The 26930-nt window shown below is 72.1% G+C and carries 25 protein-coding genes and 1 pseudogene; 8 read left to right on the top strand and 18 right to left on the bottom strand.

From position 1 onward, the window contains the following. Positions 1–32: 32 nt before the first annotated feature. Positions 33–1502 (bottom strand): PLP-dependent aminotransferase family protein, encoded by a 1470-nt coding sequence (locus tag OHN19_RS35370; RefSeq protein ID WP_330268096.1) that lies wholly within the window; start codon positions 1500–1502, stop codon positions 33–35. On the opposite strand from OHN19_RS35370, the gene OHN19_RS35365 reads away from it, so the two are divergent. Both OHN19_RS35365 and OHN19_RS35360 read left to right on the top strand, forming a co-directional pair. Next, complete coding sequence (locus OHN19_RS35365) at positions 1501–2412, top strand: DMT family transporter (protein ID WP_330268095.1); 912 nt, start codon at positions 1501–1503, stop codon at positions 2410–2412. The two genes, OHN19_RS35370 and OHN19_RS35365, sit on opposite strands and share 2 nt — an antisense overlap. A gap of 83 nt (positions 2413–2495) precedes the next feature. Next, complete coding sequence (locus OHN19_RS35360; RefSeq protein WP_053848921.1) at positions 2496–2696, top strand: DUF1918 domain-containing protein; 201 nt, start codon at positions 2496–2498, stop codon at positions 2694–2696. Here OHN19_RS35360 and OHN19_RS35355 read toward each other — a convergent pair. Continuing rightward, positions 2665–3930, bottom strand: a complete 1266-nt coding sequence (locus tag OHN19_RS35355; RefSeq protein ID WP_330268094.1) for a glycoside hydrolase family 10 protein — start codon at positions 3928–3930, stop codon at positions 2665–2667. The genes OHN19_RS35360 and OHN19_RS35355 overlap by 32 nt on opposite strands. Before the next feature lie 158 nt (positions 3931–4088). Here OHN19_RS35355 and OHN19_RS35350 point away from each other — a divergent pair, with 158 nt between their 5' ends. After that, entirely contained in the window at positions 4089–4988 is a 900-nt protein-coding gene (locus OHN19_RS35350; protein ID WP_330294133.1) for a 3-hydroxybutyryl-CoA dehydrogenase, read from the top strand. 210 nt (positions 4989–5198) lie between these two features. Then, complete coding sequence (locus OHN19_RS35345) at positions 5199–5456, top strand: hypothetical protein (RefSeq protein ID WP_330268092.1); 258 nt, start codon at positions 5199–5201, stop codon at positions 5454–5456. Between the two features lie 58 nt (positions 5457–5514). On the opposite strand, the gene OHN19_RS35340 is transcribed toward OHN19_RS35345, so the two are convergent. The 10 genes and pseudogenes from OHN19_RS35340 to infC form a co-directional block, all read right to left on the bottom strand. After that, positions 5515–6054, bottom strand: coding sequence for an NUDIX hydrolase (locus OHN19_RS35340; RefSeq protein WP_330268091.1), 540 nt, complete (start codon positions 6052–6054; stop codon positions 5515–5517). Positions 6055–6129: 75 nt separating this feature from the next. Continuing rightward, on the bottom strand, positions 6130–7470 hold the full coding sequence (locus OHN19_RS35335) for a transcriptional regulator (RefSeq protein WP_330268090.1): 1341 nt from the start codon (positions 7468–7470) through the stop codon (positions 6130–6132). 221 nt (positions 7471–7691) lie between these two features. Further along, positions 7692–8681 (bottom strand): PP2C family protein-serine/threonine phosphatase, encoded by a 990-nt coding sequence (locus tag OHN19_RS35330; protein WP_330269782.1) that lies wholly within the window; start codon positions 8679–8681, stop codon positions 7692–7694. Between the two features lie 296 nt (positions 8682–8977). After that, complete coding sequence (gene pheT / locus OHN19_RS35325) at positions 8978–11476, bottom strand: phenylalanine--tRNA ligase subunit beta (RefSeq protein WP_330268089.1); 2499 nt, start codon at positions 11474–11476, stop codon at positions 8978–8980. Beyond that, a complete protein-coding gene (gene pheS, locus OHN19_RS35320; protein WP_330268088.1) occupies positions 11476–12597 on the bottom strand; it encodes a phenylalanine--tRNA ligase subunit alpha in 1122 nt (373 codons plus the stop codon). The genes pheT and pheS overlap by 1 nt, the downstream gene beginning before the upstream one ends. A gap of 139 nt (positions 12598–12736) precedes the next feature. Further along, a complete protein-coding gene (locus OHN19_RS35315) occupies positions 12737–13855 on the bottom strand; it encodes a sensor histidine kinase (protein WP_330268087.1) in 1119 nt (372 codons plus the stop codon). A 49-nt stretch (positions 13856–13904) separates the two neighbouring features. Next, entirely contained in the window at positions 13905–14747 is an 843-nt protein-coding gene (locus tag OHN19_RS35310; RefSeq protein WP_330268086.1) for an RNA methyltransferase, read from the bottom strand. Positions 14748–14864: 117 nt separating this feature from the next. Further along, positions 14865–15248 (bottom strand): 50S ribosomal protein L20, encoded by a 384-nt coding sequence (gene rplT / locus OHN19_RS35305; RefSeq protein ID WP_007380809.1) that lies wholly within the window; start codon positions 15246–15248, stop codon positions 14865–14867. A gap of 101 nt (positions 15249–15349) precedes the next feature. After that, the gene (gene rpmI / locus OHN19_RS35300; protein WP_003977225.1) at positions 15350–15544 is read right to left on the bottom strand and encodes a 50S ribosomal protein L35; all 195 of its coding nucleotides are present in this window, start codon (positions 15542–15544) and stop codon (positions 15350–15352) included. A gap of 112 nt (positions 15545–15656) precedes the next feature. Beyond that, positions 15657–16347, bottom strand: a pseudogene (gene infC / locus OHN19_RS35295) (translation initiation factor IF-3). A gap of 345 nt (positions 16348–16692) precedes the next feature. On the opposite strand from infC, the gene OHN19_RS35290 reads away from it, so the two are divergent. Continuing rightward, positions 16693–17058 (top strand): DUF1844 domain-containing protein, encoded by a 366-nt coding sequence (locus OHN19_RS35290; RefSeq protein ID WP_330268085.1) that lies wholly within the window; start codon positions 16693–16695, stop codon positions 17056–17058. A 46-nt stretch (positions 17059–17104) separates the two neighbouring features. Here the strand turns inward: OHN19_RS35290 and OHN19_RS35285 are convergent, their stop codons facing one another. Continuing rightward, positions 17105–17836: an SseB family protein gene (locus OHN19_RS35285; protein ID WP_330268084.1), complete on the bottom strand. Its 732-nt coding sequence runs from the start codon at positions 17834–17836 to the stop codon at positions 17105–17107. Positions 17837–17986: 150 nt separating this feature from the next. On the opposite strand from OHN19_RS35285, the gene OHN19_RS35280 reads away from it, so the two are divergent. Then, on the top strand, positions 17987–18985 hold the full coding sequence (locus OHN19_RS35280) for a serine hydrolase (RefSeq protein WP_330268083.1): 999 nt from the start codon (positions 17987–17989) through the stop codon (positions 18983–18985). 104 nt (positions 18986–19089) lie between these two features. Here OHN19_RS35280 and mycP read toward each other — a convergent pair whose 3' ends face one another. Both mycP and OHN19_RS35270 read right to left on the bottom strand, forming a co-directional pair. Further along, complete coding sequence (gene mycP / locus OHN19_RS35275) at positions 19090–20274, bottom strand: type VII secretion-associated serine protease mycosin (protein WP_330268082.1); 1185 nt, start codon at positions 20272–20274, stop codon at positions 19090–19092. After that, positions 20271–21074 carry a hypothetical protein gene (locus tag OHN19_RS35270; RefSeq protein ID WP_330269780.1) on the bottom strand — a complete coding sequence of 268 codons (804 nt, stop codon included), beginning with the start codon at positions 21072–21074 and terminating at the stop codon, positions 20271–20273. Before OHN19_RS35270 ends, mycP begins: the two co-directional genes overlap by 4 nt. A gap of 343 nt (positions 21075–21417) precedes the next feature. Between OHN19_RS35270 and OHN19_RS35265 the strand changes: the two genes are divergently transcribed. After that, positions 21418–21843: a hypothetical protein gene (locus OHN19_RS35265; protein WP_330268081.1), complete on the top strand. Its 426-nt coding sequence runs from the start codon at positions 21418–21420 to the stop codon at positions 21841–21843. A gap of 913 nt (positions 21844–22756) precedes the next feature. Then, the gene (locus OHN19_RS35260; RefSeq protein WP_330268080.1) at positions 22757–23959 is read left to right on the top strand and encodes an amino acid deaminase/aldolase; all 1203 of its coding nucleotides are present in this window, start codon (positions 22757–22759) and stop codon (positions 23957–23959) included. 1 nt (position 23960) lies between these two features. Here the strand turns inward: OHN19_RS35260 and OHN19_RS35255 are convergent, their stop codons facing one another. Genes OHN19_RS35255 through OHN19_RS35245 form a run of 3 tightly spaced genes read right to left on the bottom strand, consistent with a single transcriptional unit; the run spans position 23961 to position 26917 of the window. Continuing rightward, a complete protein-coding gene (locus tag OHN19_RS35255; RefSeq protein WP_330268079.1) occupies positions 23961–24725 on the bottom strand; it encodes a DUF2510 domain-containing protein in 765 nt (254 codons plus the stop codon). A gap of 21 nt (positions 24726–24746) precedes the next feature. After that, positions 24747–25547, bottom strand: a complete 801-nt coding sequence (locus OHN19_RS35250; protein ID WP_330268078.1) for a 3-oxoacyl-ACP reductase — start codon at positions 25545–25547, stop codon at positions 24747–24749. Then, positions 25544–26917 (bottom strand): aldehyde dehydrogenase family protein, encoded by a 1374-nt coding sequence (locus tag OHN19_RS35245; RefSeq protein ID WP_330268077.1) that lies wholly within the window; start codon positions 26915–26917, stop codon positions 25544–25546. The genes OHN19_RS35250 and OHN19_RS35245 overlap by 4 nt, the downstream gene beginning before the upstream one ends. Positions 26918–26930 lie beyond the last annotated feature (13 nt).

Raw genomic sequence — 26930 nt, 5'->3', positions numbered from 1 at the left:
TCGAACGGTTTTCCCAGCCTGCGTACCGCAGGTCAGGCTCCGGGCGACCGCCGGGTTCCGGTGCCGTGCGGCCCCAGCACCTCCTCGCAGGCCGTACGGAGCCGCCGTACGCCCTCCTGGATCTCCTGCGGGCCCGCCACCGCCGCGAAGCTCAGCCGGACGTGTCCGGCGGGCGGCTCGGCGCTGAAGTAGGGGCGGCCCGGGGTGAGTGCGACGCCCGCGCGCAGGGCGGCCGAGGTCAGGGCGGACTCGGTGCCGTCGGGCAGCCGCAGCCACAGGTGGTAGCCGCCGGACGGGATGTGCGGGAGGGCCAGTTCGGGCAGTTCCAGCCGGAGCGCGGTGGTCATGGTGTCGCGGCGGGCCTTCAACTCCGCCGAGATCGACCGCAGATGGCGGGGCCAGGCCGGGGAGCCGACGAGTTCCAGGGCCGCCTCCTGGAGCGGGCGGGGGACGAAGAAGGTGTCGACGATCTGGATCGCGCGCAGCCGCTCGAGGACCGGGCCGCGTGCGGCCAGCGCGCTGACCCGGAAACTCGGTGAGGTCGCCTTGGTCAGCGAGCTCACGTGGACGACGACTCCGTCGGGGTCGTCGGCGGCCAGCGGGCGCGGCAGCGGGCCGGCGTCCTCGTGCACGAGCCGCCGTACGAAGTCGTCCTCGACCACGAACGCGCCGGCCTCGCGGGCGATCCGCAGCACCTCGCCCCGGCGCTCGGGGGCCAGCACGGCTCCGGTCGGGTTCTGGAACAGGGGCTGGCAGACGAACACCCGGGCACCGGTCGCCCGGAACGCGTCGGCGAGCAGGTCCGGCCTCACCCCGTCCGGGTCCACCGGTACGGGGACCGGACGAAGACCGGCGGAGCGCGCGATGGCCAGCATGCCGGGGTAGGTGGGCGACTCGACGAGCACGGGTGCGCCGGGCGGGGCCAGCGCCCGCAGGGCCGTCGTGAGCGCCGACTGGCCGCCCGCGGTGATCAGCACCTCCGCCGCGGTGACGGCTCCGCCGATGTTCCGTGCGAACCACTCGCGCAGCTCCGGCAGACCCTCCGTGGGTGGCCGGCCCCAGGCACCGGGGCGGCGGCCCGCGCGGGCCAGGGCCGCGGACATCGCGCGCTCGGGCTGGAGGGAGGGGTGCAGATAGCCGCCGTTGAACTCGATCACCCCGGGCGGCGGGGCGGCCAGCGACACCAGGACGCCGGACGCGTCGACCGACCGCGGTACGAGCTCGGCGGCGCCGTCCGCGCTCAACGCGACCTCCTGCCAGGAGGTGTCCCCGGCCGCGGTCACGGCGGTGCGGGCCGGTGCGCGGAAGGCGCCGGCGCCGGGACGGGTCACCACCAGGCCCTCGGCGGCGAGTTGGGCGAGGGCGCGGGAGACGGTCACGGGACTGACCCGATAGCGGTCGACGAGAAACCGGCTGGACGGGAGCTTTCCGCCCGGAGAGTAGCGGTCGAGCTCTCGCCGCAGCTGTTCTGCCAGTTCGGTGACACTGCTACGCTCTTGCATGAGAGTACAGAGTAGCGCTACCGCACCGACCGGGATAGCGGTCACCAGCCCGCCCAGGACCTTCGGCACCGTCCAGGCCGCTCTCGGGGTCGCCGCGTTCTCCCTCACCTTCCCGGCCACCGCGTGGGGACTCGAAGGCTTCGGGCCCTGGTCCCTCGTCGCGATCCGGAGCGTGCTCGCGGCGCTGATCGCGGGTGGCTGTCTGTCGGCCCTGCGGGTCCGGCTGCCGGACCGCCGGGACTGGCCGGGGCTCGCGGTCGTCGCCGCCGGGGTGGTCCTCGGCTTCCCGCTCCTGACCACGCTCGCGCTCCAGACGTCCACCACCGCGCACGCCGCCGTCGTGGTCGGTCTGCTGCCCCTGACGACCGCGCTGCTGTCAGCGTTGCGCGTCGGCACCCGCCCCTCGCGCACCTTCTGGACGGCCGCGCTCGCGGGCGCGGCCGCGGTGGTGGCCTTCACCGTGCAGCAGAGCGGCGGCGCCCTGACCACCGCCGACCTGTATCTCTTCGCCGCGCTGCTGGTGTGCGCGGCCGGTTACACCGAGGGCGGCCGGCTGGCCCGGACCATGCCCGGCTGGCAGGTCATCGCCTGGGCACTGGTGCTGTGCCTGCCGCTCGGCGTGCCCGGGGCGGTGCTCGCGCTGTCCCACGAGCCCGTGCACCTGACCGCGCACAGCGTGGCCGGGCTGCTGTGGGTGGCGGCGGGCTCGCAGTTCCTCGGCCTGGTCGTCTGGTACCGGGGCATGGCGGCGATCGGCATCCCCAAGGCCAGCCAGTTGCAGCTCGCCCAGCCCCTGCTCACACTGGTGTGGTCGGTGCTGCTGCTCGGCGAGCACCTGACGGTGGCCGCCCCGCTGACGGCCGCGGCGGTGCTGGTGTGCATCGCGGTCACCCAGCGGGCGCGGGGCTGAGCGACGCGTACGCGTCGGTTCCCAGTGGGCCCCCGCGCCGTAAAATCAGGCCACGGACAGCTCACTTGGTGAGGAGACCGCTGATGCGCGCAACCGTGGGCGACCAGCTTGTCCAGCACGGCAGGGTGGTCGGACAGCAGGACAAGGTCGGCGAGATCGTCGAGGTGATGGGCCAGGAGGGCAACCCCCCGTACCGCGTCCGCTTCGAGGACGGGCACGAGGGCGTGTGCTCACCGGGTCCCGACACCGAGATCAGGCACCGCTTCCAGCAGACCGGCCGGTGATCCCGCGTGGTGGTGCCGACGGCTTCCGGTAGTGGTCGGCGACCACCCGCGCCATCGCCCCGACCGGGTCGGCGGCCACCTCGCGCGCGGCGAAGAAGACATGTCCGCGCGCTTGCGGGTACTGCCGCGCGAGCGTGAGGTGCCGCGACAGCTCCGCGGGGTCCTGCCAGGCCGCGGGCTGCGCCGGGTCCCCGGCCTTGTAGAGGGCCTCGCCCAGGTACAGCTTCGTCCTGCTCCCGCGCGCCTGCTCGGCCCACCAGGGCAGCAGCTTGGCGTAGTCGGCGGCGGCGAAGCCGATGTTCCAGTAGAGCTGCGGCACGAGGTAGTCGATCCAGCCCTGGCGCACCCATTTCCGGGTGTCCGCGAAGTTGTCGTCGTACGACTGCACACCCGCGCGCGTGTCCGAGCCCAGCGGGTCGGTGGCCATGTTGCGCCACACCCCGAAGGGACTGATCCCGAACTGCGCGGTCGGCCGGATCCGCTTGACCGCCGCCGCCGTTTCCCGGACCAGCTTGTCGATGTTGTCCCGCCGCCAGTCGCCGCGGTTGACGAAGTCGCCGCCGTACCGGTCGTAGGCCGCGTCGTCGTCGAAGGTCTGGCCGGCCACCGGGTACGGGTAGAAGTAGTCGTCGAAGTGGACCGCGTCCACGGGGTACTTGCGGACCGCGTCGAGGATCGCTCCCTCGACGAAGGCGCGCACCTGGGGCAGCCCGGGGTTGTAGTAGAGCTTCCCGCCGTACGGCACCACCCAGTCCGGGTGCAGACGGGCGGGGTGGGAGGCGACCAGCTTCGTCGGGTCGGTGTGGTTGGCGATGCGGTACGGGTTGAACCAGGCGTGCAGTTGCAGGCCCCTCTTGTGCGCCTCGGTGACGGCGGTGCCGAGCGGGTCCCAGCCCGGGTTCTTGCCCTGGGTGCCGGTGAGGTACTGCGACCAGGGCTCGTGGGGCGAGGGCCACAGGGCGTCGGCGGTGGGCCGTACCTGGAAGATCACCGTGTTCAGGCGGTCCGCCGCGGCCCGGTCGAGGTGGGCGAGCAGCTCGTCCCGCTGCTGTGCGGCGCTCAGCCCCGGCCTGGACGGCCAGTCCCGGTTGGACACCGTCGCCAGCCACACGCCCCGCATCTCGCCGGTCCTGCGCCACGGCCGCCGTGGCGCGGGCGCGGCGGCCGCTCCCGAGGCCGACGTCAGGGTCGACAACGCGGCCAACGCGAAGGCCCGGCGCGACAGATGTCCCATGTCCACACTCCCCCAACACCATGGATCCGCTCGGTCACGGATCGTCTTCGGGCCCCAGAATGCCCGACGGATGCCGGACCCCGACGATCGATCATCGATACTTGGGAGTAACGTGCACGAACGGAGCAGGAACCGGACCACGGCCGACCTGCCACCAGGTGAAGATCAGCGAAAGGGACGAAGTGACGGACTTCCCGGCGGGAGACATCGCGCGCGTCGGAGTGGTGGGCTGCGGCCAGATGGGGGCGGGCATCGCCGAGGTGTGCGCCCGCGCCGGTCTGGACGTGAAGGTCGCCGAGACCACCGGCGAGGCCCTGGAGATCGGCCGCACCCGGCTGTTCAACTCCCTCACCAAGGCCGCCGAACGCGGCAAGATCAGCGCGGACGAGCTGGCCGCCACCCAGGCCCGGCTCTCCTTCACCACCGATCTCGGCGAGTTCGCGGACCGGGACCTCGTCATCGAGGCCGTGGTGGAGAACGAGCAGGTGAAGACCGAGATCTTCCAGGTGCTCGACCAGGTGGTGACCCGCCCGGACGCCATCCTGGCCTCCAACACCTCCTCCATCCCGCTGGTGAAGCTGGCGGTGGCCACCTCGCGGCCCGACCAGGTCGTCGGCATCCACTTCTTCAACCCGGCCCCGGTGCAGAAGCTCGTCGAGCTGATCCCGGCGCTCACCACCTCCGAGGGCACCCTCGCCCGCGCCCAGGCCTTCGCCGAGAAGCTGCTCGGCAAGCACGCGATCCGCGCCCAGGACCGCTCCGGCTTCGTGGTCAACGCGCTGCTGATCCCGTACCTGCTGTCCGCGATCCGGATGTTCGAGTCGGGCATCGCGAGCCGCGAGGACATCGACAACGGCATGGAGCTGGGCTGCGCCCACCCGATGGGCCCGCTGAAGCTGTCCGACCTGATCGGCCTGGACACCGTCGCCTCGGTCGCGTTCTCGATGTACGAGGAGTACAAGGAGCCGCTGTACGCCGCTCCCCCGCTGCTCCAGCGCATGGTCGACGCGGGCCGGCTGGGCCGGAAGACCGGCTCGGGCTTCTACACCTACGGCTGACCCGCACCCTGTCCGTTCCAGGGTGCTGATGACACAGTGCGACGAACGCGGGCCCGGCTCTCTGGCGAGCGCCGGGCCCGTGTCATTCACACACCGTGTGCGCGCCGGGCCCGCATATGCCTGTCGCACACTCTCCCCACGCGCCCACCAGGCGAGTTGACTCACCATGCGCATGCAAGGGATGTGACGACTACGGAAAGGAGCGGACCCGTGACCGCCGACCCGGAGCATCCCGTGGTCCATGGAGAACTCGCAGAGTTACGACGTCGCCTCGATGTCGCGTACGCACGCGTCGAGGGCGGTCTCGCCCTGCTCAGTCATCGTACGGAGGAGACGGACAAGGAAGTCGACGATCTGAGCGCTCGGATCATCGCCCTGGAGCACGCCCGCTGGCCGCTCCCCGCGGTCGCGGCGATCACCGCCGTGGGCGCGCTCGTCGTGGCGATCTGGCAGGCCCTCGGTCACTGAGGCCTCGGGACGGCCGGGTGGGGGAATCAGGGAAGGGCCTGTCCGGCGTGATCAGGCCCTAGATGTCCTGACCGAGCCTCAGATGGTGCAGCAGCAGTAACGCGGCCGCCATGTTGGCGGCCGGGACCTCCCCACGGGCGACCATGTCGGGAACGAGCTTCAGGGGGACCCATTCCCGGCGGTCCGACTCGAAGTCGTCCACGGGGTGCCCGATGTACTCGCCCTCGTCGGCCCAGTAGATGTGGTGCCGGGCGTCGGTGAGCCCGTTGGAGGGCTCCACACTCATCAGGTGCTGGAGCGGCCCCGGCCGCCAGCCGGTCTCTTCCTCGAGTTCCCTGGCGGCCGCGACGGCGATGTCCTCGCCGTCCTCGACCACCCCCGCGGCGAGTTCCCAGCCCCAGCTGTCGGTGATGAAGCGGTGCCGCCACAACAGCAGGACCTCGTTGGCCTCGTTGACCACCGTGGCCACGGCGACCGGCCTCAGCCGTATCAGGAAGTGGTCGAGGTGCCGCCCGTCCGGTAGTTCGACATCGGCGAGATTGACGCTGAACCAGCGGTTTTCATACACAGTTTGTTCGTTCTGTTTCGTCCACTGCACGGTTCTGCCACCTTCCGTCGAGTAAGTGGCAATATCGCAGCAGGGACTGTGGGGTGTCGGCGTCCGCGTGCCGACCTACAGGGGCACGCGCAGCGCGCCGTCGATCAGTTCGGCTGCCTCGGCCGTGCCCGCGCAGCCGCTCCGCACGAGGTGCTCACGCACCGCTCTGAGTCTGTCGCGCAAGCGCTGGGACTCCATTCCCCGCGCCTGTTCCGCCATCTGCACGGCGGTCGCCACCGCCTTGTCGGCGTTGCCCTGGCGCAGTTCGATGGTGCTGAGCATCGCGAGCCGGTGCACCCGGCCCCGGTCATGGGCCGGGTTGTCGACGGCGGCCGCGGCATGGGCGGCGGCGGCCGCGAGTTCGCCGAGGCTGAGGAGCGCCTCCGCCACCTGGACGTTGACGAGGCCCGGCTGGACATAGCCGGTCTCGTCGGGTTCGTATCCGCGCCGGATGCGTTCGGCGGCCTGCTCGGCCCGCCGGATGCAGGACAGCGCGGTCGTGCCGTCGCCGAGGTGGGCGTACGCCTTGGCCTGCATCGCGTAGAGATCGCAGGCGAGCGCGGGGGTGATGTGCTTGCCGGCCGCTCGGAGTGCGGCCTCGGCGAAGGCGACGGCCTGGCGGTACTCCCGCATGAACAGGGACTGGTTGACCAGCAGCGCGATGACATAGGCGCCGAGTCCGCGGTCGCCGCTGGCCTTGGCGAGCCTGAGGGCCTGGTGGAAGTAGCGCTGGGCGAGACCGTGGGCGTCGGAGTCGTAGGCGCAGATGCCGGCGACCGCGACCAGTCCGCCGGTGGCGCGGTGCAGTTGGCGGCCCGTCTCGTCGGTGTAGCTGCCGCGCAGCAGCGGGGCGGCCTCGGCGTTGAGGAAGCCGACGATCCGGCTCCGGGTCGCCACCCCGCCGGCCTTGCGGTACATCTGCTCGTAGTGGGTGCGGGCCGCGCGCAGCATCTCGATGTCGGCGTGCGTGACCCGGTGCCGTCCGCCGCGGGAGACGTCGACGTCCTCGGGCGGGTTCTCCCACTCCCACACGGGCATGACGGCGGGCGTGCCGGTGACCGCTGGGGCGCCCAGGATGTGCGGGCGCTGCTGTTCGTCGGAGCGCCACAGGGCGGTGGCCCGCTCGACGAAACCGGAGAGCGAGGTGCCGTGCGGGGCGGAGGGCTCACCCGGGACACCGAGGCCGATGTCGTCGAGGGTGACGGGGCGTTGGAGGCGGCCGGCGAGCACCTCGCAGATCAGGTCGGGCACCTGCCCTCGCGGGCGCTGACCCTTCAACCACCGTGCCACGGCGGTGTGTTCGTACCTCAGCGCGAGGCCGCGCGCCCTCCCGGCCTGGTTCACGTGTGCGGCAAGCCCCGCGTGCGAGATCCCGGCTTCGTCGAGGATCGCGTCGAGCAGAGTGTTGGGCTGCATAGATGCCCCCCGGGCAGCTCGGTGTCGTCAGATTAGTGGGTTCGCCTTCACACGGGGTGTGATCGGAGTGCTCGAATCCGCAGGGTGTGCGCGCTGTTGCGGAGAGTTTCCGACCGGTTGACTGAAATGCCTCGCAAGAGGCCTCGGCCGGGCCGCCGGCTCCCCCTCGTACAGTGCGGTGGCCTGGCCGGCGGCTGGACTGTGCGACATCCGGGGTGCGGCTAGAGGTGCGTTGTCGGCTGCGGGTGCTTCGTGGCTGGTCGCGCAGTTCCCCGCGCCCCTTCAGGGAGTTGTGGTTGACGGTCGTTCCGAAGCGCCAGTAGGGCGACATCGTCCTTCGGCGTGCTGCCCGTGTGGTTCAGTAACGCCGTGAAGACCTGGCCCAGCACCGCCTGAGGCGCGATCCCCGCAGCCCCTTGCAGGGCTCCCGGCAGGGAGAAGAAGCGGCCAAGAGCGTCTCTCGCGTCCTCCGCGCCGTCCGTGTGCAGGATCAGGGTCTCGCCCGGCAGCAGGTGGCCGCACTGGAGGCCCGATAAGTCGGCGGGCAGGGGAAACGGCCCCAGAGGCGGCATCGGGTCTGCGCAGGAGAGCGGCTCGACGACCGACCCGCTGAGCAAGTACGGCCACGGGTGACCGCAGTTCAGGGCCCTGAGCTCGCCGTCCCGCCCGATCTCCAGCATCAGCACGGTCACGAAGTCCTCCGCGGCCGTGCCGTCCCGCTCGGCGCGCTCGCGCAGGTGCCGGGCGAGTGCGCGGTCCAGTCTGCGCAGCACTCCCCCGAGTTCGGGTTCGTCGTGGACGGCCTCGCGGAAGCTGCCGAGGACCGCGGCCGCCGTACCGATGGCGGCGAGGCCGTGACCCCGGACGTCGCCCATGACGACCCGCACGCCGTGCTCGGTGTCCACCGCCTCGTACAGGTCGCCGCCGATGGTGGCGCCCCGGTCGGCGGAGAGCTGTGCGGCGGCGACGGTGAGCCCGTCGATCCGCGGCGGCAACGGCCGTAGCAGCACACTCTGGGCGGCGCCCGCGACCTGGCGGGCCTGCCGCAGTTCGCGCAGCAGGGTGCGCCGGACATGGATGATCAGCCCGGTGCCCACGGCGAAGAACACGGCACTGGTGACGACCCGCGCCCCGAGGCCGTCCTGCTGGGCGAGGGGGCAGGTCAGTTTGTACGTGATCGCGGCGGCGCCCCACATCGTGGGCAGCCCCATCGAGACCACACGGCGCAATACTCCCCGCCGGGGAACCGCAGCCTTGAAGCACATCATGCCGACGGCCCCCCAACTAGGCCCTGCACACGCAATCGGACCGACCTCGAAAGGCCGGTCCGATTCTGTCGAGCACATGGACCAAAAGGCCCAGATCACCGGAAGAACTCACCCTATCGAGTGAAGTGACCAGATATGGGGGGCCGGGGCGCAGCCCCGCACCCCCCAGGGGCGCGGGGAACTGCGCGACCAGCCACGACGCAGTCGCAGCCGCCAGACCCCCGCAGCCCCTACGGCGACTAGGCCCTCAGCACCGCTCCGGTCCGCTCCCCAGCAAGGGCAACCGCCGCATCCCGAGCAGCCGAAGCCTCATCCACGGTCAGAGTCCGGTCACCGGCCCTGAACCGCAGCGCATAGGCCAGCGACTTCTTCCCGTCCCCCAGCTGCTCCTCGTTCTCGTAGACGTCGAACAGCCGGATTCCCTCGAGGAGTTCACCCGCGCCCGCCCGCAGCGCGGCCTCGACCTCGGCATGCGGCACGAACTTGTCCACGACCAGAGCGACATCCTGCGTGGCCACCGGGAACGTGGAGATGCTCGGCGCCTGCGGGGTGTCGTCGCCGGCCGCCTCCAGGACGTCCAGGTCCAGCTCCATCGCCGACGTCCGCGCGGGCAGCCCGAACGCCTTCACGACCCGCGGGTGCAGCTCACCGGCGTGACCGACGACGGTGTCGCCGACCAGGAGCTCGGCGCACCGGCCCGGGTGCCACGGCCCGTACTGCCCACCGCGGACGACCAGTTCGACGCCGGCCTCCCGGGCGACGGCCCGTGCCGCCTCGACCGCGTCGGCCCAGTCGGCCGGACGGCCCTTGCCCCACCAGCCGGCCTGCTCGCGCGCCCCGGCGAGCACCACGGCCACGTGCCGGGGCTGCTTGGGCAGCGCGGCGTCCAGGTCGGCGATCTCGTCGTCGGTCGGCCGCCGGTCCACCGGCAGCACCGCGGCGACGCGCTGCTCCTCGCGCGGCAGGAAGACCAGCCCCGTCTCGAACAGGGCCAGATCGTGCGAGCCCCGCCCGTCGTTGCGCCGCAGCGCTCCGAACAGGCCCGGCAGCAGTGACGTGCGGAGCGCGGGCTCCTCGTCGCTGAGCGGGTTGGTGAGCTTGACGACCCGGCGCTTCGGGTCGTCCGCGCCCAGCAGCAGCTGGTCGAAGACCTGCTCACCGACGAACGGGTAGTTCGGCGCCTCGACGTAACCGGCACCGGCCAGCACCCGGCCCACCCGGCGGTGCAGCCGCTGGCGCTGGGTCAGGCCGCGGCCCGCGGGGGGCTTGGGCAGGGTGGAGGGCAGGTTCTCGTAGCCCTCCAGGCGGATGACCTCTTCGGCCAGGTCGTTGATCTCCTGGAGGTCGGGACGCCAGGACGGGACGGTGACGATCAGCTCGTCCTGCCCGTACACGTCGCAGCCGACCTCCTGGAGCCGCCGTACGACGGTCTCGCGGCCGTAGGAGACGCCCGCGACCTTGTCGGGGTGGTCCGCCGGGACGCTGATGGTGTGCGGGGCCGACGGGGCGACGACCTCGGTGACCCCGGCCTCGGCGGTGCCGCCCGCGAGCAGCACGAGCAGGTCCACGGTGCGCTGTGCGGCAGCCGCGGCGGCCGCCGGGTCGACACCACGCTCGAAGCGCCGGGACGCCTCGGAGGACAGCTTGTGGCGACGAGCCGTACGCGCGATGGCGACCGCGTCGAAGTGCGCGGCCTCGATGACCACGTCGGTGGTGCCTTCACCCTCGGCGTGGTCGGCGATCTCGGTGTTGGCGCCGCCCATCACGCCGGCGAGGCCGATCGGGCCCCGCTCGTCGGTGATGACCAGGTCCTCGGCGTGCAGCTTGCGCGTCACGCCGTCGAGGGTCTCGATCTGCTCGCCCTCGGTGGCGCGGCGGACGCCGATGGTGCCCTGGACCAGGGAGCGGTCGTAGGCGTGCAGCGGCTGGCCGAGCTCCATCATCACGTAGTTGGTGACGTCGACGGCGAGCGAGATCGGGCGCATGCCGACCTTCTGGAGCCGGCGCTGGAGCCAGATCGGCGAGCGGGCCTCGGGGCTCAGACCGGTGACGGTGCGCGCGGTGAAGCGGTCGCAGCCGAGCGGGTCGGAGACCTCGACCGGGTAGCCGTAGGCGTTCGGGCCGGGTACGTCGAGCAGCGCGGGGTCGCTCAGCGGGAGGCCGTAGGCGATGGCGGCCTCGCGGGCCACGCCCCGGATGGACAGGCAGTCGCCGCGGTTGGCGGTGACGGCGATGTCCAGGACCTCGTCGACCAGCTCCAGGAGCTCGATGGCGTCCTTGCCGACCTCGGTCTCCGGGGGCAGCACGATGATGCCCTTGGTGCCGTCGTCGCCCATGCCCAGCTCGTCGCTGGAGCAGATCATGCCGTGGGAGGTCTTGCCGTACGTCTTGCGGGCGGAGATCGAGAAGCCGCCCGGCAGCGTGGCGCCGGGCAGCACGACCACGACCTTGTCGCCGACGGAGAAGTTCCGGGCGCCGCAGACGATCTCCTGCGGCTCGCCGGTGCCGTTGGCCTGGCCGACGTCGACCGTGCAGAAGCGGATCGGCTTCTTGAAGCCCTCCAGCTCCTCGATGGTCAGCACCTGGCCGACGACCAGGGGGCCCTTGAGGTCGGCGCCGAGGTGCTCGACGGTCTCGACCTCAAGACCCGCGGAAACGAGCTTGGCCTGGACGTCACGGCCGGTTTCGGTCGCCGGCAGGTCGACGTACTCCCGCAGCCAAGAAAGCGGGACCCGCATCAGATCTCCATCCCGAACGGCCGGGTGAACCGGACGTCACCCTCGACCATGTCTCGCATGTCCTCGACGTTGTGGCGGAACATCAGCATCCGCTCGATGCCGAACCCGAAGGCGAAGCCGCTGTACTTCTCCGGGTCCACCCCGCAGGCGGTGAGCACCTTGGGGTTGACCATCCCGCAGCCGCCGAGCTCGATCCAGCCCTCGGAGGAGCAGGTACGGCAGGGGCGGTCCGGGTTGCCGACGGACTCGCCGCGGCAGACGTAACAGACCATGTCCATCTCGGCGGACGGCTCGGTGAAGGGGAAGAAGTTCGGGCGCAGCCGGGTCTTCATGCCCTCGCCGAACAGCGCCTGCACCATGTGGTCCAGGGTGCCCTTGAGGTCGGCCATGGTCAGGCCCTCGTCGACGGCGAGCAGCTCGACCTGGCGGAACACCGGGGTGTGCGTGGCGTCCAGCTCGTCGGTGCGGTAGACGACACCGGGGCAGATCACGTAGACCGGCAGCTCGCGCTGGAGCAGGGAGCGGATCTGCACGGGCGAGGTGTGGGTGCGCAGCACGACACCGGAGTCGGCGGTCCCGTCGGGGCCCTGGACGAAGAAGGTGTCCTGCTCGCCGCGGGCCGGGTGGTCCGGGCCGATGTTGAGGGCGTCGAAGTTGAACCACTCGGCCTCGACCTGGGGGCCTTCGGCGACCTCGTAGCCCATGGCCACGAAGACGTCCTCGATGCGCTCGGAGAGCGTGGTGAGGGGGTGGCGGGCCCCGGCCGGTACGCGGTCGTACGGCAGGGTGACGTCCACCGCCTCCTCGACCAGTACGCGCTGGTCCCGCTCGGCCTCCAGCTCGGCCTGGCGGCCGGCGAGGGCCTTGTTCACCGCGCCCCGGGCCTGGCCGACGAGCTTGCCTGCGGCGGCCTTGGCGTGCGGGGGCAGGGCGCCGATCTCGCGGTTGGCGAGGGCCAGCGGGGAGGTGCCGCCGGTGTGGGCGACCTTGGCCTCCTGGAGCTCGTCGAGCGAGTCCGCGGCGGCGAAGGCGGCGAGCGCCTCGTCCCGCATGCGCTCGATCTCTTCCGGTTTCAAGGCCTCGACCTCTACAGGGTCGTACGACTTATTCGGTGCCGACATCTCTTCCCGTGCTTCCGGTTGGCTGGCTGAAGGTCCCCGTCACCGACTCACTCAGAGGTCAGAGGGCCGTCCATGGGACACATGGGTGCCAAAGGCCGAGTCTAACGGGGTGGGGATGTACGAATGAGCCCGCGGGCACTCAGGTCAGATAGGCCGGAGCGCTCACGGGCAACGTAAATCGGAACTGTGCGCCGCCCTCGGGGGCGCGGCCGACCGTGATGGTGCCGCCGTGGGCCTCGACGATGCCCTTGACGATGTACAGCCCGAGTCCGGTGCCGCCGCGCTTGCTGCCCCGCCAGAAGCGGGTGAAGACGCGGTTCATGGACTCCTCCGGGATGCCGGGGCCCTCGTCGCTCACCGTGACCGACGTGCCGGTGTCCTCCCCTTCCCGGGGCGACTCCGTGGGCGTGATGTCAATCGTGACGGTTCCCTCGCCGTGCCGCACGGCATTTTCCAGCAGGTTGCTGAGCACCTGGTCGATCTTGTCGGGGTCGGCCCACAGCATCGGCAGCGGCTGCTCCAGACGCAGCAGGAACCGGTCGGCGGCGAGGCCCGCGGCCACGTAGGCCTGGATGTGCCGTCCGACGGCGGCGCCGATGTCGACGGGCTGGCGCCTGACCTCCAGGCGTCCGGAGTCGATGCGGGAGATGTCAAGGAGTTCGGCGATGAGCCGGGTGACCCGGTCGGCGTCCGCGTCGACGGTCTCCAGCATCAGCCGCTTCTGGTCGTCGGTGAACCTCTCCCACTTGGCGAGCAGGGTCGCGGTGAAGCCCTTGACGGAGGTGAGCGGGGAGCGCAGCTCGTGGGCCACGGTGGCGATCAGCTCGGCGTGGCTGCGCTCGGTACGGCGGCGGGCCTCGGTGTCCCGGAGGGTGACGACGACCCGGTGGACGGGTCCGGTGGGCTCGGTGCGCACGTACTGCGCGCAGACCAGGACCTCACGACCGCCGGGCAGCAGCAGGTTCCGCTCGGGCTGCCTCCTGCGGATGGCGAGGCCGCCGTACGGATCGGTCAGCTGCCACCAGCGCCGTCCCTCCAGGTCCTCTAACGGGAGGGCCTTCTCCAGCCGCTGTCCGAGGGCGTCCTCGGCGGGCAGGGCGGTGATCCGGGCCGCGGCGGCGTTGAAGCAGATCACGCGGCCGTGCTCGTCCGCGACGACGAGGCCGTCGGGCAGCTGGTCGGGATCGATGCCGAGCTCCGCGAGACCACCGGCACAGGCCTCGGACACGCCGTGCGCGCTCCTCGTGCCGACACTCATCCCCGCACCCCACCTCTCAGGCGTCTGAGGGGCCCCCGAGCTGGTCACCCTACTGGTTGTCGGTGACGGAGCGGCACCCTCCCGGGGCGCGCTGTGCACGGGCTGACGCATAGAGACATACGGCGGCGGCGGTGGCGAGGTTCAGGCTCTCGGCCTTCCCGTGGATCGGGACGCGCACCACGGCGTCCGCGAGAGCGCGGGTCTCCTCCGGGAGCCCCCAGGCCTCGTTGCCGAACACCCAGGCGGTCGGCCCGCCCATGGTGCCCTGGTCGAGCTCGTCGTCGAGGTCGTCGGTACCGGCCCCGTCGGCGGCCAGGATCCGCACCCCGGCCTTCTTGAGTCCCTCGACGGCCTCCTCGACGGGCACGCCGACGGCGACGGGCAGGTGGAAGAGGGAGCCCACGGAGGCGCGGACGGCCTTGGGGTTGTAGAGGTCGACGGAGGCGTCGGTCAGGACGACGGCCTCGGCACCGGCGGCGTCGGCGCACCTGAGGACGGTGCCGGCATTGCCGGGGTCCCGCACGTTGGCGAGCACGGCGACGAGCTGGGGGCGGGCGGCGAGGATCTCCTCGAAGGGGGTGTCCAGGAACCGGCAGATCCCGACGAGCCCCTGCGGGGTGACGGTCGTCGAGATGTCGGCGACGACGTCCTCGGAGGCGAGGTGCACCCGGGCGCCGACGGACCGGGCGTCTCCGATGATGTCGGCGTACCGCTCCGCCGCCTCCACGGTGGCGAACAGCTCGACCAGCCCGTGTCCCGCGGCCTCCCGCACGGCCTGCGGCCCCTCGGCCAGGAACAGCCGCTCCTTGCCCCGGAAGTTCCGCCTGGCGAGCCGCCGGGCGGCCGAGACACGGGCGGAACGCGGGGAGATCAGCTCGGGGGCAGCACTCATCGGACTCACTTTCACCATCTGTTCAACGCAACGGACCCGCAGGTCTGTTCAACGCAACGGACCCGCAGGCAATAACCCACGGGTCCGCTCAGTCACTCGGCCTGGCCCAGTGCGGCGTCAGGCCGCCTTGGGGGCGTTGACGTCGGCCGGGAGGGCCTTCTGCGCCACCTCGACCAGCGCGGCGAACGCGGTCGCGTCGTTGACGGCCAGCTCGGCCAGGATCTTGCGGTCGACCTCGATGTTCGCGGCCTTCAGACCCTGGATGAAGCGGTTGTACGTGATGCCGTTGGCGCGGGCAGCGGCGTTGATGCGCTGGATCCACAGCTGACGGAAGTCGCCCTTGCGCTTCTTGCGGTCGTTGTAGTTGTAGACCAGCGAGTGGGTGACCTGCTCCTTGGCCTTGCGGTACAGGCGCGAACGCTGACCGCGGTAGCCGGAGGCCGCCTCGAGGATCGCCCGGCGCTTCTTGTGGGCGTTGACTGCCCGCTTGACGCGTGCCACTTGTTAACTCCTTGTAGCGGGGCCGTGGTTGGACTCACACGGCCCGGAAACGATTGGGTCCCGGTGCTGACGTACGGCGCTCGGGGCGAGCACCGCGGACGTCACTTGCCGAGAAGCTTCTTGATCTTCGCGGCGTCGCCCGGGGCCATCTCGGCGTTGCCGGTCAGGCGGCGCGTCACGCGGGACGACTTGTGCTCGAGCAGGTGGCGCTTGCCGGCACGCTCACGGAGCACCTTGCCGGAGCCGGTGATCTTGAAGCGCTTGCTGGCACCGCTGTGCGACTTGTTCTTCGGCATAGCGCCGTTCTCTCCTCGTCGGTGGCGTTCCGGTGCCCGGTCGTGAAACCGGGCACGGTGGAACGTCGCTGTTGTATCGGTTACGTCCTCGGGGACTCGCGTCCCTCGCGGATCACGCCTCGGCGGATGCCTCGGCAGGAGCCTCGACGTCGGCCACGATCTCGTCGTGGTCGGACTCCGCGGCGTTCTGCGACTTGCCGGGGTTGGCCTTCGCGTCTGCCTTGCGGGCTTCCTGCGCCTGGCGGGCCTCGGCCATCGCCTCGGTCTTCTTCTTGTGCGGACCGAGAACCATGATCATGTTCCGGCCGTCCTGCTTCGGGTTCGACTCCACGAAGCCGAGGTCGGCCACGTCCTCCGCGAGACGCTGCAGCAGTCGGTAGCCGAGTTCCGGCCGGGACTGCTCGCGACCACGGAACATGATCGTGATCTTGACCTTGTCGCCCTGCTTGAGGAACCGGACGACGTGACCCTTCTTGGTGTCATAGTCGTGCGGGTCGATCTTCGGCCGGAGCTTCATCTCCTTGATGACCGTGTGCGCCTGGTTCTTGCGCGCCTCACGGGCCTTCATGGCCGACTCGTACTTGAACTTCCCGTAGTCCATGAGCTTGCACACGGGCGGACGGGCGTTCGCCGCGACCTCGACCAGGTCCAGGTCGTACTCCTGCGCAAGCTCCAGTGCCTTGGCCAGCGGGACGATGCCCACCTGCTCGCCACTGGGACCGACAAGTCGCACCTCGGGAACGCGAATCCGGTCGTTGATGCGGGGCTCGGCGCTGATGGATCCTCCTCGGTTAGCACCACACGGCGGTCTGGCGGACAGCCGCGTATGTCATCTTCTTCAGACCTAACCGCGCCAAGGCACAAAAAATGCCCCGGACGATCACAGACGGGGCTCCAAACACTGCCGGAGCACCGCCGCGATGCCGCGGGGCGCGCTTTCGGGCGACTCCATCGTCCGTACGGAACGATGGTGGCCGCCTGACCGGGGTGACCCGCCGTCCCGGAGGGCGGTCGGGTGGGAGATCGGAGCCTCCACTTGTGGGCCGGTCACACTTTCACACACGTGTGTCCGGCCGGTCGTCACACAAGGTTAGCAGCATCCAGGGGGTGGTGCGAACCGGCGTGCACCGGGCCCTATCGTGTGGGACATGAGTGACACCCCTCCCGCGTCTCCTGACTCCCCCGACTTCGACGAGATGACCCGCGACATCGCGGAGGTCCCCGCCGTCGAGGTGATCGTGACGGTCGCCGTCAACCTGATGAGCGCCGCCGCCGTGAAGCTCGGTCTGACCGAGGAGGGCGACAAGTACAAGGACCTGGACGAGGCCCGCAAGCTGGTGACCGCCCTGGCCGGCCTCCTGGACGCGTCCACGACGGAGATCAGCTCCTTCCACGCGGCCCCGCTGCGGGACGGCCTGAAGTCCCTCCAGCTGGCCTTCCGCGAGGCGTCCCTGGTCCCGGACGAACCGGGCCAGGGCCCGGGCGAGAAGTACACCGGGCCGATCTACGGCTAGGTCGTCTCCCGCGGTCGGCCGGACAGGTCGGCGACCTGCCCGAAGCTCAATCCCGTACGTACAAGGGCTCGCCCGGAGGTGTGGCCCCGGCCGGCAGGACTGCCAGGTCGAGGCCGCGCACCAGGCGGGCCCGCAGTGTCTCGTCGGCGGCGAGGCGCTCGGCGACGGCCTGGGCGGCGGCCGCGGGTGTCGCTGTCGGTTCCAGCACGAGCGCCAGGGTGCCGTCCGCCTGCCCCGGCCCGAGGTGGGCCCGCAGCACGGCGGGCTCGGCGGCCACGGCGTCCCGTACGGCGCCGACGACGGCCGGATCGGCCAGCGGATCGGCGTTCGACCGGCCCTCGGCCAGCGCGAGCAGGGCGGAACCGGTCAGCTCGAAGGGCACCGGACCGGCCAGGTCCAGCACGACGGTGTCCGCCTTCTCGTGCGCGGCGGCCTGGAGCGCCTGGTGCAGGGGTACGGCGACGGGGCGGGCCTCGGGGTCCCAGCGGGCGAGCGAGTCGGTGGAGGTGAAGGCGGGAAGCGCGGTCCGGGATCCGGCCTTCAGCGTCGGTACGGCCATGTCGCTGGTCTTCTCGCGGCGCAGTCCGTGCTCGTCCTCCTCGACCTCGCCGAGCACGGCGACCACCGGGACGAGCAGCCGGGCGCCCCTGAGCGCCTCCAGGACGGGGCCCACGGCGGCACGGTCCTCTGCCCAGTCCGCGAGCGCCGCGCTCAGCCGGGGGTCGGCGGAGCCGTCGTCGTCGGAGAAGCCGGGGTCGGGAATGTTCTTGTTCGCCACGGTCACCGACCCTATCGGGGGCTTGCTCTTGCGGTTGTGCGGGCCCGGAAACCCGCCCGTGACGGCTTTCACGGGTTTCTCAGAGTTCGCTGACACGGCTCTAACGTCCGCCTAACGGCCCGCACAGCCGGCGGTCCGAGCATCGGCGCCATGGAGTCCTCCAGAACCGCCGGCCGCCGCGCCCGCAGGGCCCGCCGGCCCATGCGGTCCCGTCAGCCCTTGCGGTCCCTCGCGCTCGCCTCCGTCGCCGTCGTCGCCGTGGTCGGCGCGACGGCCGGGGGCACGGTCTACGTGAAGGCGCGGGCGCACTCCGGTGGCGGGCCCGTATCGTCGGCCGCGACGCCGTCGGTCTCCCCGTCGTCGGCGACCACGACTCAGGAGGCGGCCGTGGCGGAGCCGGTGGTGGACTTCGACGAGCGGCTCGCGACCGCCATGAAGGCGGTGCGCGTGACGGGCGAGGCGAAGGTGTCGGTGGCCGTGCTCGACGTGGAATCCGGCGACAGCGCGGTGTACGGCGAGGGCGCCTTCGACACGGCGAGCATCGTGAAGGTCGACATCCTCGCCGCGCTGCTGCTCCAGCACCAGGACGAGGGCACGGCACTCACCGCGCGGGAGAAGGCGTACGCGACCACGATGATCGAGAACAGCGACAACGCCTCGGCGTCGGCGCTGTGGGACACGATCGGGAAGGAAGCGGGGCTCGACGCGGCCAACAAGAGGCTCGGGCTGACCGGCACGGAGGGGGGTGACGGGGCGCTGTGGGGGCTGACGCAGACCACGGCGGCCGATCAACTCACTCTGCTCCAGCAGGTGTTCGGCGACGATTCGGAGTTGAGCGAGTCCTCGCGGTCGTATCTCCAGGGGCTGATGGGGCGGATCGAGGCCGACCAGCGGTGGGGGGTCTCGGCGGCGGCCGACGGCTCGGGGTCGGCGCTGAAGAACGGCTGGCTGCCCCGGAGCACGACCGGGCTGTGGGACATCAACAGCATCGGCCGGGTGACGGTGGGCGGACACCCGTTTCTCGTGGCCGTGCTGTCGAACGGCAACTCCACGCAGGCGAAGGGGATTTCGCTGGTGGAGGCGGCGGCGAAGGCGGCGGTGTCGGTGTTCACGGGTGCGGGGGCGTCGGCCGCCGCTGTCTCCCGTTGAGTTCGGCTGCGGGTCCGCCGTGGCCGGTCGCGCCCACGCGGCGGAGCCGTAAATCGACGCAGCCCCGCGCGCGCCCTTGGGGGCGCGCTGCCGGATCCGCCGGTTCAGAAGTCGTCGTAGGAACCGCGAGGGCCCCGGCGGCCGCGCCACAGGAACACCGCGGTGACCAGCAGGGCGACGCCGAAGCCTCCGGCCAGCGGGGCCGCCCAACTGGCCGTGTCGTCGTCGGACTCGGCGGTGTCCGGGCCCGAGCCGAAGTACTTCTCGCCGTAGGAGGCCGGTTGCAGACTTTCCGGCTTGAGGCGGGCCGCCGCCTTCAGGGCCGCCGCGGGGTCGACGAAGCCGAAGCCGCGGGAGTCGTCGCGGCCGCCGGCGGGGGCGTTGCGGGCCGTGTCCTCCAGGAGGCGCTTGATCTGGGCCGGCGTCAGGTCCGGGTGGGCGGCCCTGATCAGGGCGACCGCGCCCGAGACGAACGCGGAGGCGGCGCTGGTGCCCCAGCCCTCGTAGTACTTGTGGTCGGGATCGGCGATGACGACGTCGTCACCGGGGGCGGCGACGGTGGCGTACCAGCGGCGGGTGGAGAAGGAGGCGCGGGTGCCGAACTTGTCGACGGCCGTCGCGGCGATGACGCCCGGGTAGGCCGCCGGGTAGGAGATGTGGTCGCCCTTCTCGCCGCCGTTGCCGGCCGAGGCGACGACGACGGCGCCCTTCCTGAGGGCGTACTGGACGGCGTCGTCCTCACCGGCCTCGGGGTGCGCGGAGGCGGAGTCGTCGCCCAGGGAGAGGTTGATGACGTCGGCGCCGTGGTCGGCGGCCCAGCGGATGCCCTCGGCGAGGGCGTTGCCCCGGGTGTTGCGGGCCTTGGCGCGGGCGGGGTCGTCGTCCTCCAGGATCACGCGGACGGGGAGGATCTTGGCCTCGGGGGCGATGCCCATGACGCCGTCTGCGTTGTCGAAGCCGTGTCCGTGGCCGGCGATGATGCCGGCCATTGCGGTGCCGTGCCGGGCCCAGGACCGCTGCCCCCGTACGGCTCCGAAGCCGATCATGTCCTTGCCGGTGAGGACGTTGCCGACGAGGTCGGGGTGGTCGTTCTCGACGCCGGTGTCGAGGACGGCGACGGTGACGCCGGCGCCCTTGGTGGTCTGCCAGGCCTCCTGGGTGTGCATGGCGTCGAGGGCCCACTGCTTGGCGCGGATGCCGTCGGCGTGCGCGGCGGTGGGCGGGACGAGGGCGACGGAGGCGGCGAGGAGGACGCTCAGGAGGCCTGCTCTGCGGGTGGCGACGCTCATGAGGGCTGCTCCGGGGGCGAGGAGACGGTCTTGCGCAGGGCGCGTTCGACACGGTCGGCCAGTCCCTGGGCCTCGTTGCCGAGGCCGGCCTGGGCGGCGGGGCTGGTGTCGCCCGGCTCCATGGCCTTCTCGGCGGGCTCCGGGGTGTCGACGGCACGGCCGTCCGCCCAGCCGGAGACGGCGTAGGCGACGACCGGGGCGTCGGTGAGGACGGAGATCGTCCAGGAGCCCCGCTGCCGGGCACCGAAGTCCGCGGCGAGGGTGTTCTTCGCGGCGTACGGCAGGGGCATCAGGTCGGTGCGGGTGTCCAGGCCCTCTTTCGTGAAGCGGGTGTCGAGCTCGCGCATGGCGGGGGCGTCGGCGTCGGTGAACAGCAGGCCCACGGTGGTGACGTAGCTCTGGGTGGCGTCCGTGTAGGTGGCGCGCAGCAGGCGTTCGCAGCCGACGGGGGCGAGGGCCTTGCGCAGCAGGGGGTCGAACGCGTCGGTGCAGCCGCTGTCCGGGGCGACGGCGATCCGCGTCCACGTACGGTCCGCTCCGCCGGGGCCGGCGCCCTGGCCGTCCACGGTCGGCGGGAACAGCTGGTCCACGGGCACGCTGTGCCAGAGCCGGCCGGCCTGCGTGAAGCGGTCGTTCCCGCCGTCCTCGCCCGAGTCCCCGATCAGCCAACTCCCGGTCACGGCACCGCCGATGAGCCCGAGACCGAGCACCACGCTGCCGGCCACGGCGGCGATCCTGGCCGGAATCCGCACCCCCCACGACCGCTCCTTGAAACCGACCTCGGGCTCGCCGAACGACACCACGGGCCGCCCGCCGCCGGAGGTCCCGGCCTGCGGGGGCAGGGAGGCGTTCCAGGAGAGGGCGGGGTCGGGCGAGAGGGGGGCGGTACGGGAACCCGAACCGGACGGGGCTTCCGTGGGAGCCGAAGGCATCGGGGCAGGGCTCGGTGGGGCGGCGGGGGGCGGGGGCACGGTCGATGAGCGGGGGGAGGCCGGAGGGTTCGCGGCAGCGGAACTTCCGCGCACAGCACCGGCGGCCGACGCGTCACGCGTGGGGCGCGGCGGAAAATCGGGGCGTGCGGGCGCGCCGGCTGGACGGCTCGGCGTGGGCCGGGGCTGTGTGGCGTCGGGGCGGGTGTCGGGCATGGGCGGTATCGCAGGGCCGCCTGACGCGGGCCGGGCTGCGGAGGACGCGGACGGCGAGCCCGTACGGCCCTCGCCGGACTCCCGGCCGGTGGGTACCGGCCGCATCCGGAAGGTCGTCTCGGAGGCGGTCTCGGTGGGAGCGCCCGGACGGCGCGGCGGCACCGAGGGTCGAGAACTCGGCCGGGGCGGCACGGCACCGGACGCCGACGGGCCGGTGCCGGACTCGGGCGGCATCGGGCCGGGGTGGGCCGCGCCGGCGCGCGTCGAGCGGGGCTCGGTGCCGGGCGTGGAGCGGTGGGCCGGCTGTCCGCTGCCGGGGCCGGGTGCCGGGGGCGCGTCCGGGAAACGGGCCGAGGCAGGGGGTGGCGGCAGGGGACCGTCGGAGAAACCCGGCTGCGACGAGCCGTGGCGGTACGTGCCCTGAGAGCCGGACACGGCCCGGGCGCCGGAGCCGGTACCGGTCGACGGGGAGGGAACCGTACCCCTGGCGGGGTCCGCGGAGGCGTCGTGGGGCGTGCGCCTGCCGGGGTGGTTCGCCGAGGGGTTGCCCGTGTCGGTCGTGCGCAGCGCTGTGTCGAAGCCGTCGCGGCCCGTCGAAGCCGCGGTGGCGCGGGAGCCGTCCGTGCCTGGCCCTCGGCCGTCGGACCTGCCGCGTGTCTCCCCGGACGGCGTCGAACCGGCGCCCGCTTCGTCGGGCGTGCGTATCGGGGGCCGCCCCGCAGGGTTCGGCACCGAGGCCCGCTCCCCGCTCGGCGAGTCGCCCGCCGTGCCGGACTCCCGTCGGTCCGGGGCGCCGGTCTCGCCGGAGCCCTGCCAGTCGAAGCCGCCGAACACCGGGCGGCCCGGCGCCACCGCGCCGCGTCGGGCGCGTTCGCCGAAGGCCTGCCATTCAGTGTCGTCCGTCACACGGGCACCCGGAGTCACGGATTCCCGGCCGGCCTCCTCGGACGACCGCGACGACGACCGGGACTGCTGGGACGAGCCGGAACCGGCCCCGCCCGCTCCCGCCGTCGGTGGCTGAGCCGGCCGTGGAGGAATCGAGGCGCGGCGTGCGTCCGTACTCATGCACCCCCCGTTTCCTCATGTCCGGGCCGTTCGGTCGTGCGCGCGCCCCGCGTCGGTGTCGTCGGTGTGGAAGACGGCCGTCCGGGCACACATACCCGCGCGGGAGGTCCGGCATCCCGGCGCGGCGGCGCCGGGAGGGCGAACAGCCCTGCGTGCGTGCGCGTCACTCTACGGGTTGTCGCGGGCCGACCGGGAACCAGTCCACAAGCCCGGGGGCATCTGCCCGGAACGTCCCCCTACCCTGCGGTAATCCTGTCTGGCAGGCTTCGTTCATGACTGCGCGCGCCGCCGACCGGGCCCGTTACGACCGGGCCACCGCCCATCTCGACGCCCCTCTCGCGATCGTGGACCTGGATGCCTTCGACGCCAACGCGGACGATCTCGTCCGCCGGGCGGGGGGCAAACCGATCCGTGTCGCCAGCAAGTCCGTGCGGTGCCGGGCCCTGCTCGAACGGGTCCTGGCGAAGGACGGCTTCGCGGGCATCATGTCCTTCACCCTCGCCGAGTCCCTGTGGCTGGCCCGGAGCGGCTTCGACGACATCCTGCTCGCCTACCCCTCGGCCGACCGCTCCGGTTACGCCGAACTCGCCGCCGATCCCAAGCTCGCCGCCGCGGTGACGGTGATGGTCGACGACCCCGCGCAGCTCGCCTTCATCGACGAGGCCAGGGCCGGCGGCACCGAAGTCATCCGGGTCTGCCTGGAGTTGGACACCTCGCTGAAGCTCCTCGGCGGCAAGGTCCGCGTGGGCGCCCGGCGTTCACCGCTGCACTCCCCAGCCCAGGTGGCCGACATGGCGCGTCTGGTGGCCCGCCGTCCCGGGTTCGAGGTCGTGGGGATCATGGCCTACGAAGGGCACATCGCCGGCGTCGGGGACGCGGTCGCCGGGCGGCCGTTGCGTTCCCGGGCGGTACGGCTGATGCAGGCCACCGCCCGCAAGGAGCTCGCAGAGCGGCGGGCCGCGGTGGTGCGCGCGGTGCGGGCCGTCGTACCAGATCTGGAGTTCGTCAACGGCGGTGGCACCGGCAGTGTGCAGCACACCGCGTCGGAGGACGCCGTCACGGAGATCGGGGCCGGGTCGGGGCTGTACGTGCCGCGGCTGTTCGACAACTACACGTCCTTCAGCGGCCGTCCGGCCGCCCTGTTCGCCCAGCCCGTGGTGCGCCGCCCTGGCGTCGGCGTGGTGACGGTCCTCGGCGGCGGCTACCCGGCCTCGGGCGCGGCGGGTCCCGACCGGCTGCCGGTGCCGTATCTGCCGGAGGGCCTGAAGTACGACCCGCAGGAGGGGCCCGGCGAGGTGCAGACCCCGCTGCTCGGCTCCCCCGCCGACGACCTGCTGATCGGCGACAAGGTGTGGTTCCGGCACGCCAAGGCCGGTGAGCTGTGCGAGCGGTTCGAGGTGTTGCGGCTGATCGAGGGGGACGCGGTGACGGCGACCGTGCCGACGTACCGCGGGGAAGGCCACACGTTCCTGTAGGTCAGCGGTCGAGGGGCCGGATCCCCCGGGTGATCCGGTCCATGTCGGTGAGCGGCGGGCCGTCCGGGCCCGCGTCGAAGGCGAAGCGGACGACGACCGTGTCCGGGGTCCCGTGGCCGCCGGCGGGTGAGAAGGCGAGTGACTGGACGTACCCGCCGGGCCCCTCGGCGGTCCTGACCCGCCAGCGCACCAGGTATCCGGCGCATCCGGCTACCCTCACCCGCCCCGAGCGCAGGACGCGGTGGTCGCGGACGTCGTCGTAGGACGTGTCGGCGGCCTGGGGTATGTCCTTCTTGGCGAGCGTCTCCGGGAGCTTCTCCGGGGTTCCGGGCACCGTGCGGGTGAAGACCCTGCCGCCGTCCGCGGTCATCACGAGGTTGTCGCGCGTGACGTACTTCGCGGGCGCCCAGCCGGCGGGCAACGGCAGGCTGATGCCGTCGAGTTCGTCGACCAGCCGGGAGGGGCTCGGTGCGGGCTCGGAGGGCGAGGGTGTCGCGAGGGTGGGTGCCGTGTCGGCCACGACGTCGTCCCCGTCGCCCCGGGCGAGGGCGAGGGCCCCGCTGACGAGGGCGGCGACGAGGACGATCCCGGAGAGCGTGAGCGCGATGCCCTTGGCGCGTCCCGAGGCCCCGCCGGCCGCCGGTCGGGGCGGGCCGGGGGCCTCGGGGACGCGCCGGTGGTCCGTCCAGGCCGTCCCGTCCCACCAGCGCTCCTCCTGCGGAGCGTCGGGGTCCGGGTACCAGCCGGGCGGGAGCGTCCTGCTCATGGGGGCACTGTAGGACGAGACCTAGAGCGGTGTGACGTACGCCCCCGAGATGCCGCCGTCGACGAGGAAGTCGCTGGCGTTGACGAAGGAGGAGTCGTCGCTGGCCAGGAAGGCGACGGCGGCGGCGATCTCCTCGGCCTCGGCGAACCGGCCGACCGGAATGTGCACCAGACGGCGGGCGGCCCGCTCGGGGTCCTTGGCGAACAGCTCCTGGAGCAGCGGGGTGTTGACCGGCCCGGGGCACAGGGCGTTGACGCGGATGCCCTCCCGCGCGAACTGCACGCCCAGCTCACGGGACATGGCCAGCACCCCGCCCTTGGAGGCGGTGTAGGAGATCTGGGAGGTCGCCGCACCCATCCTCGCCACGAAGGACGCCGTGTTGATGATGGAGCCCTTGCCCTGCTGCCGCATGTAGGGGATCGCGGCCTTGCAGCACAGGTAGACGGAGGTCAGGTTGACCTCCTGGACGCGCTTCCAGGCCTCCAGGCCGGTCTCCAGGATGGAATCGTCGTCGGGGGGCGAGATACCGGCGTTGTTGAAGGCGATGTCGACGCTGCCGTAGGTGTCGTAGGCCGTCTTGAAGAGCGCCTCGACCTGCTCCTGGTCGGTGACGTCGACCTTGACGAAGAGCCCTCCGACCTCGTCGGCGGCGGCCTTGCCGCGGGTCTCGTCGACGTCGGCGCAGACCACGTCGGCGCCCTCGGAGGCGAGCCTGCGGGCGGTGGCGAGACCGATGCCGCTGCCGGCTCCGGTGATGACGGCCGTACGGCCGACGAGACGGCGGCACACGATCTGGTCGGCCGAAGAGGTCGATGAGGTCACTGGGTGGGGCCTTCCGTGCTGATGAAGACGTTCTTGGTCTCGGTGAAGGCGGTCAGGGCGTCCGGGCCGAGCTCGCGGCCCAGTCCGGACTGCTTGTAGCCGCCGAAGGGGGTCCAGTAGCGGACGCTGGAGTGGGAGTTGACGGACAGGTTGCCGGCCTTGACCGCCCGGGAGACGCGCAGGGCGCGGCCCAGGTCGCGGGTCCACAGGGACCCGGAGAGGCCGTAGGGGGTGTCGTTGGCGAGCCGGATCGCGTCCGCCTCGTCGGTGAAGGGCAGCAGGACGGCGACCGGTCCGAAGATCTCCTCGCGGGCGGCCGCGGAGTCGGGCGCCTCGCCGGTGAGGACGGTCGGCGCGAACCAGAAGCCGGGTCCGTCGGGCGCACCGCCCCGCAGGCCGGGGGCGTCGGCGGGCACCAACTGCCGCACCCGGTCCAGTTGCTGCCGGGAGATCAGCGGGCCCATCTGGGTCTTCTCGTCGGCCGGGTCGCCCACGACCACGGCGGAGAGCGCGTCGGCGAGGAACGCCCGCGCCTCCTCGTGAACCGACTCCTGGACGAGGATCCGGGTGCGGGCGCAGCAGTCCTGGCCGGAGTTGTCGAGGAAGGAGAAGGGGTCGAGAGCCTTGGCGAGATCCGCGTCGGCGAAGACGATGTTCGGGCTCTTGCCGCCGAGTTCGAGGGTGACCGGCTTGACCTGGCGGGCGCAGCGCTCCATGACGTCACGGCCCGTGCGGGTGGACCCGGTGAACACGATCTTCGCGACCCCGGGGTGCTCGACGAGGGCGGTGCCGGTGACCGGCCCGTGGCCGGGCAGCACCTGGAAGAGGCCCTCCGGCAGCCCTGCCTCCAGGGCGAGTTCGGCGAGCCGGAGCGCGGTCAGCGGGGTGGTCTCGGCGGGCTTGAGGAGCACCGCGTTGCCGGCGGCGAGCGCAGGGGCCGTGCCCCAGGCGGCGATGGGCATGGGGAAGTTCCAGGGCGCGATGACGCCGACCACGCCGAGGGGTTCGAGGAGGGTGATGTCGAGGCCGCCGGCCACCGGGATCTGGCGGCCGTTCAGGCGCTCCACTCCCCCGGCGGCGTAGGCCAGCAGGTCCCGGACGTTGCCGGCCTCCCAGCGGGCGTTGCCGAGCAGGTGACCGGCCTCGCGGACCTCCAGCAGGGCCAGTTCCTCGACATGCCGGTCGACGACGTCGGCGAACCGGCGCAGCAGCCGGGCCCGGTCGGCGGGTGCCGCCTGGGCCCACGCCTCCTGCGCCTTGGCCGCGCGGGCCACGGCCGCGTCCACGTCGGCTGCGGTGGCGGCGGGGACGGTGGCGACGACCTCCTCGGTGGCCGGGTTGAGGACGGTCAGCTCATGCTCGTACGACAACGAAGAACCTTTC

It is taken from the genome of Streptomyces griseorubiginosus (assembly GCF_036345115.1).
Lineage (GTDB): Bacteria > Actinomycetota > Actinomycetes > Streptomycetales > Streptomycetaceae > Streptomyces > Streptomyces griseorubiginosus_C.
The sequence above is the reverse complement of the archived record's forward strand: the minus strand, read 5'-3'. Positions and strand labels throughout refer to the sequence as shown.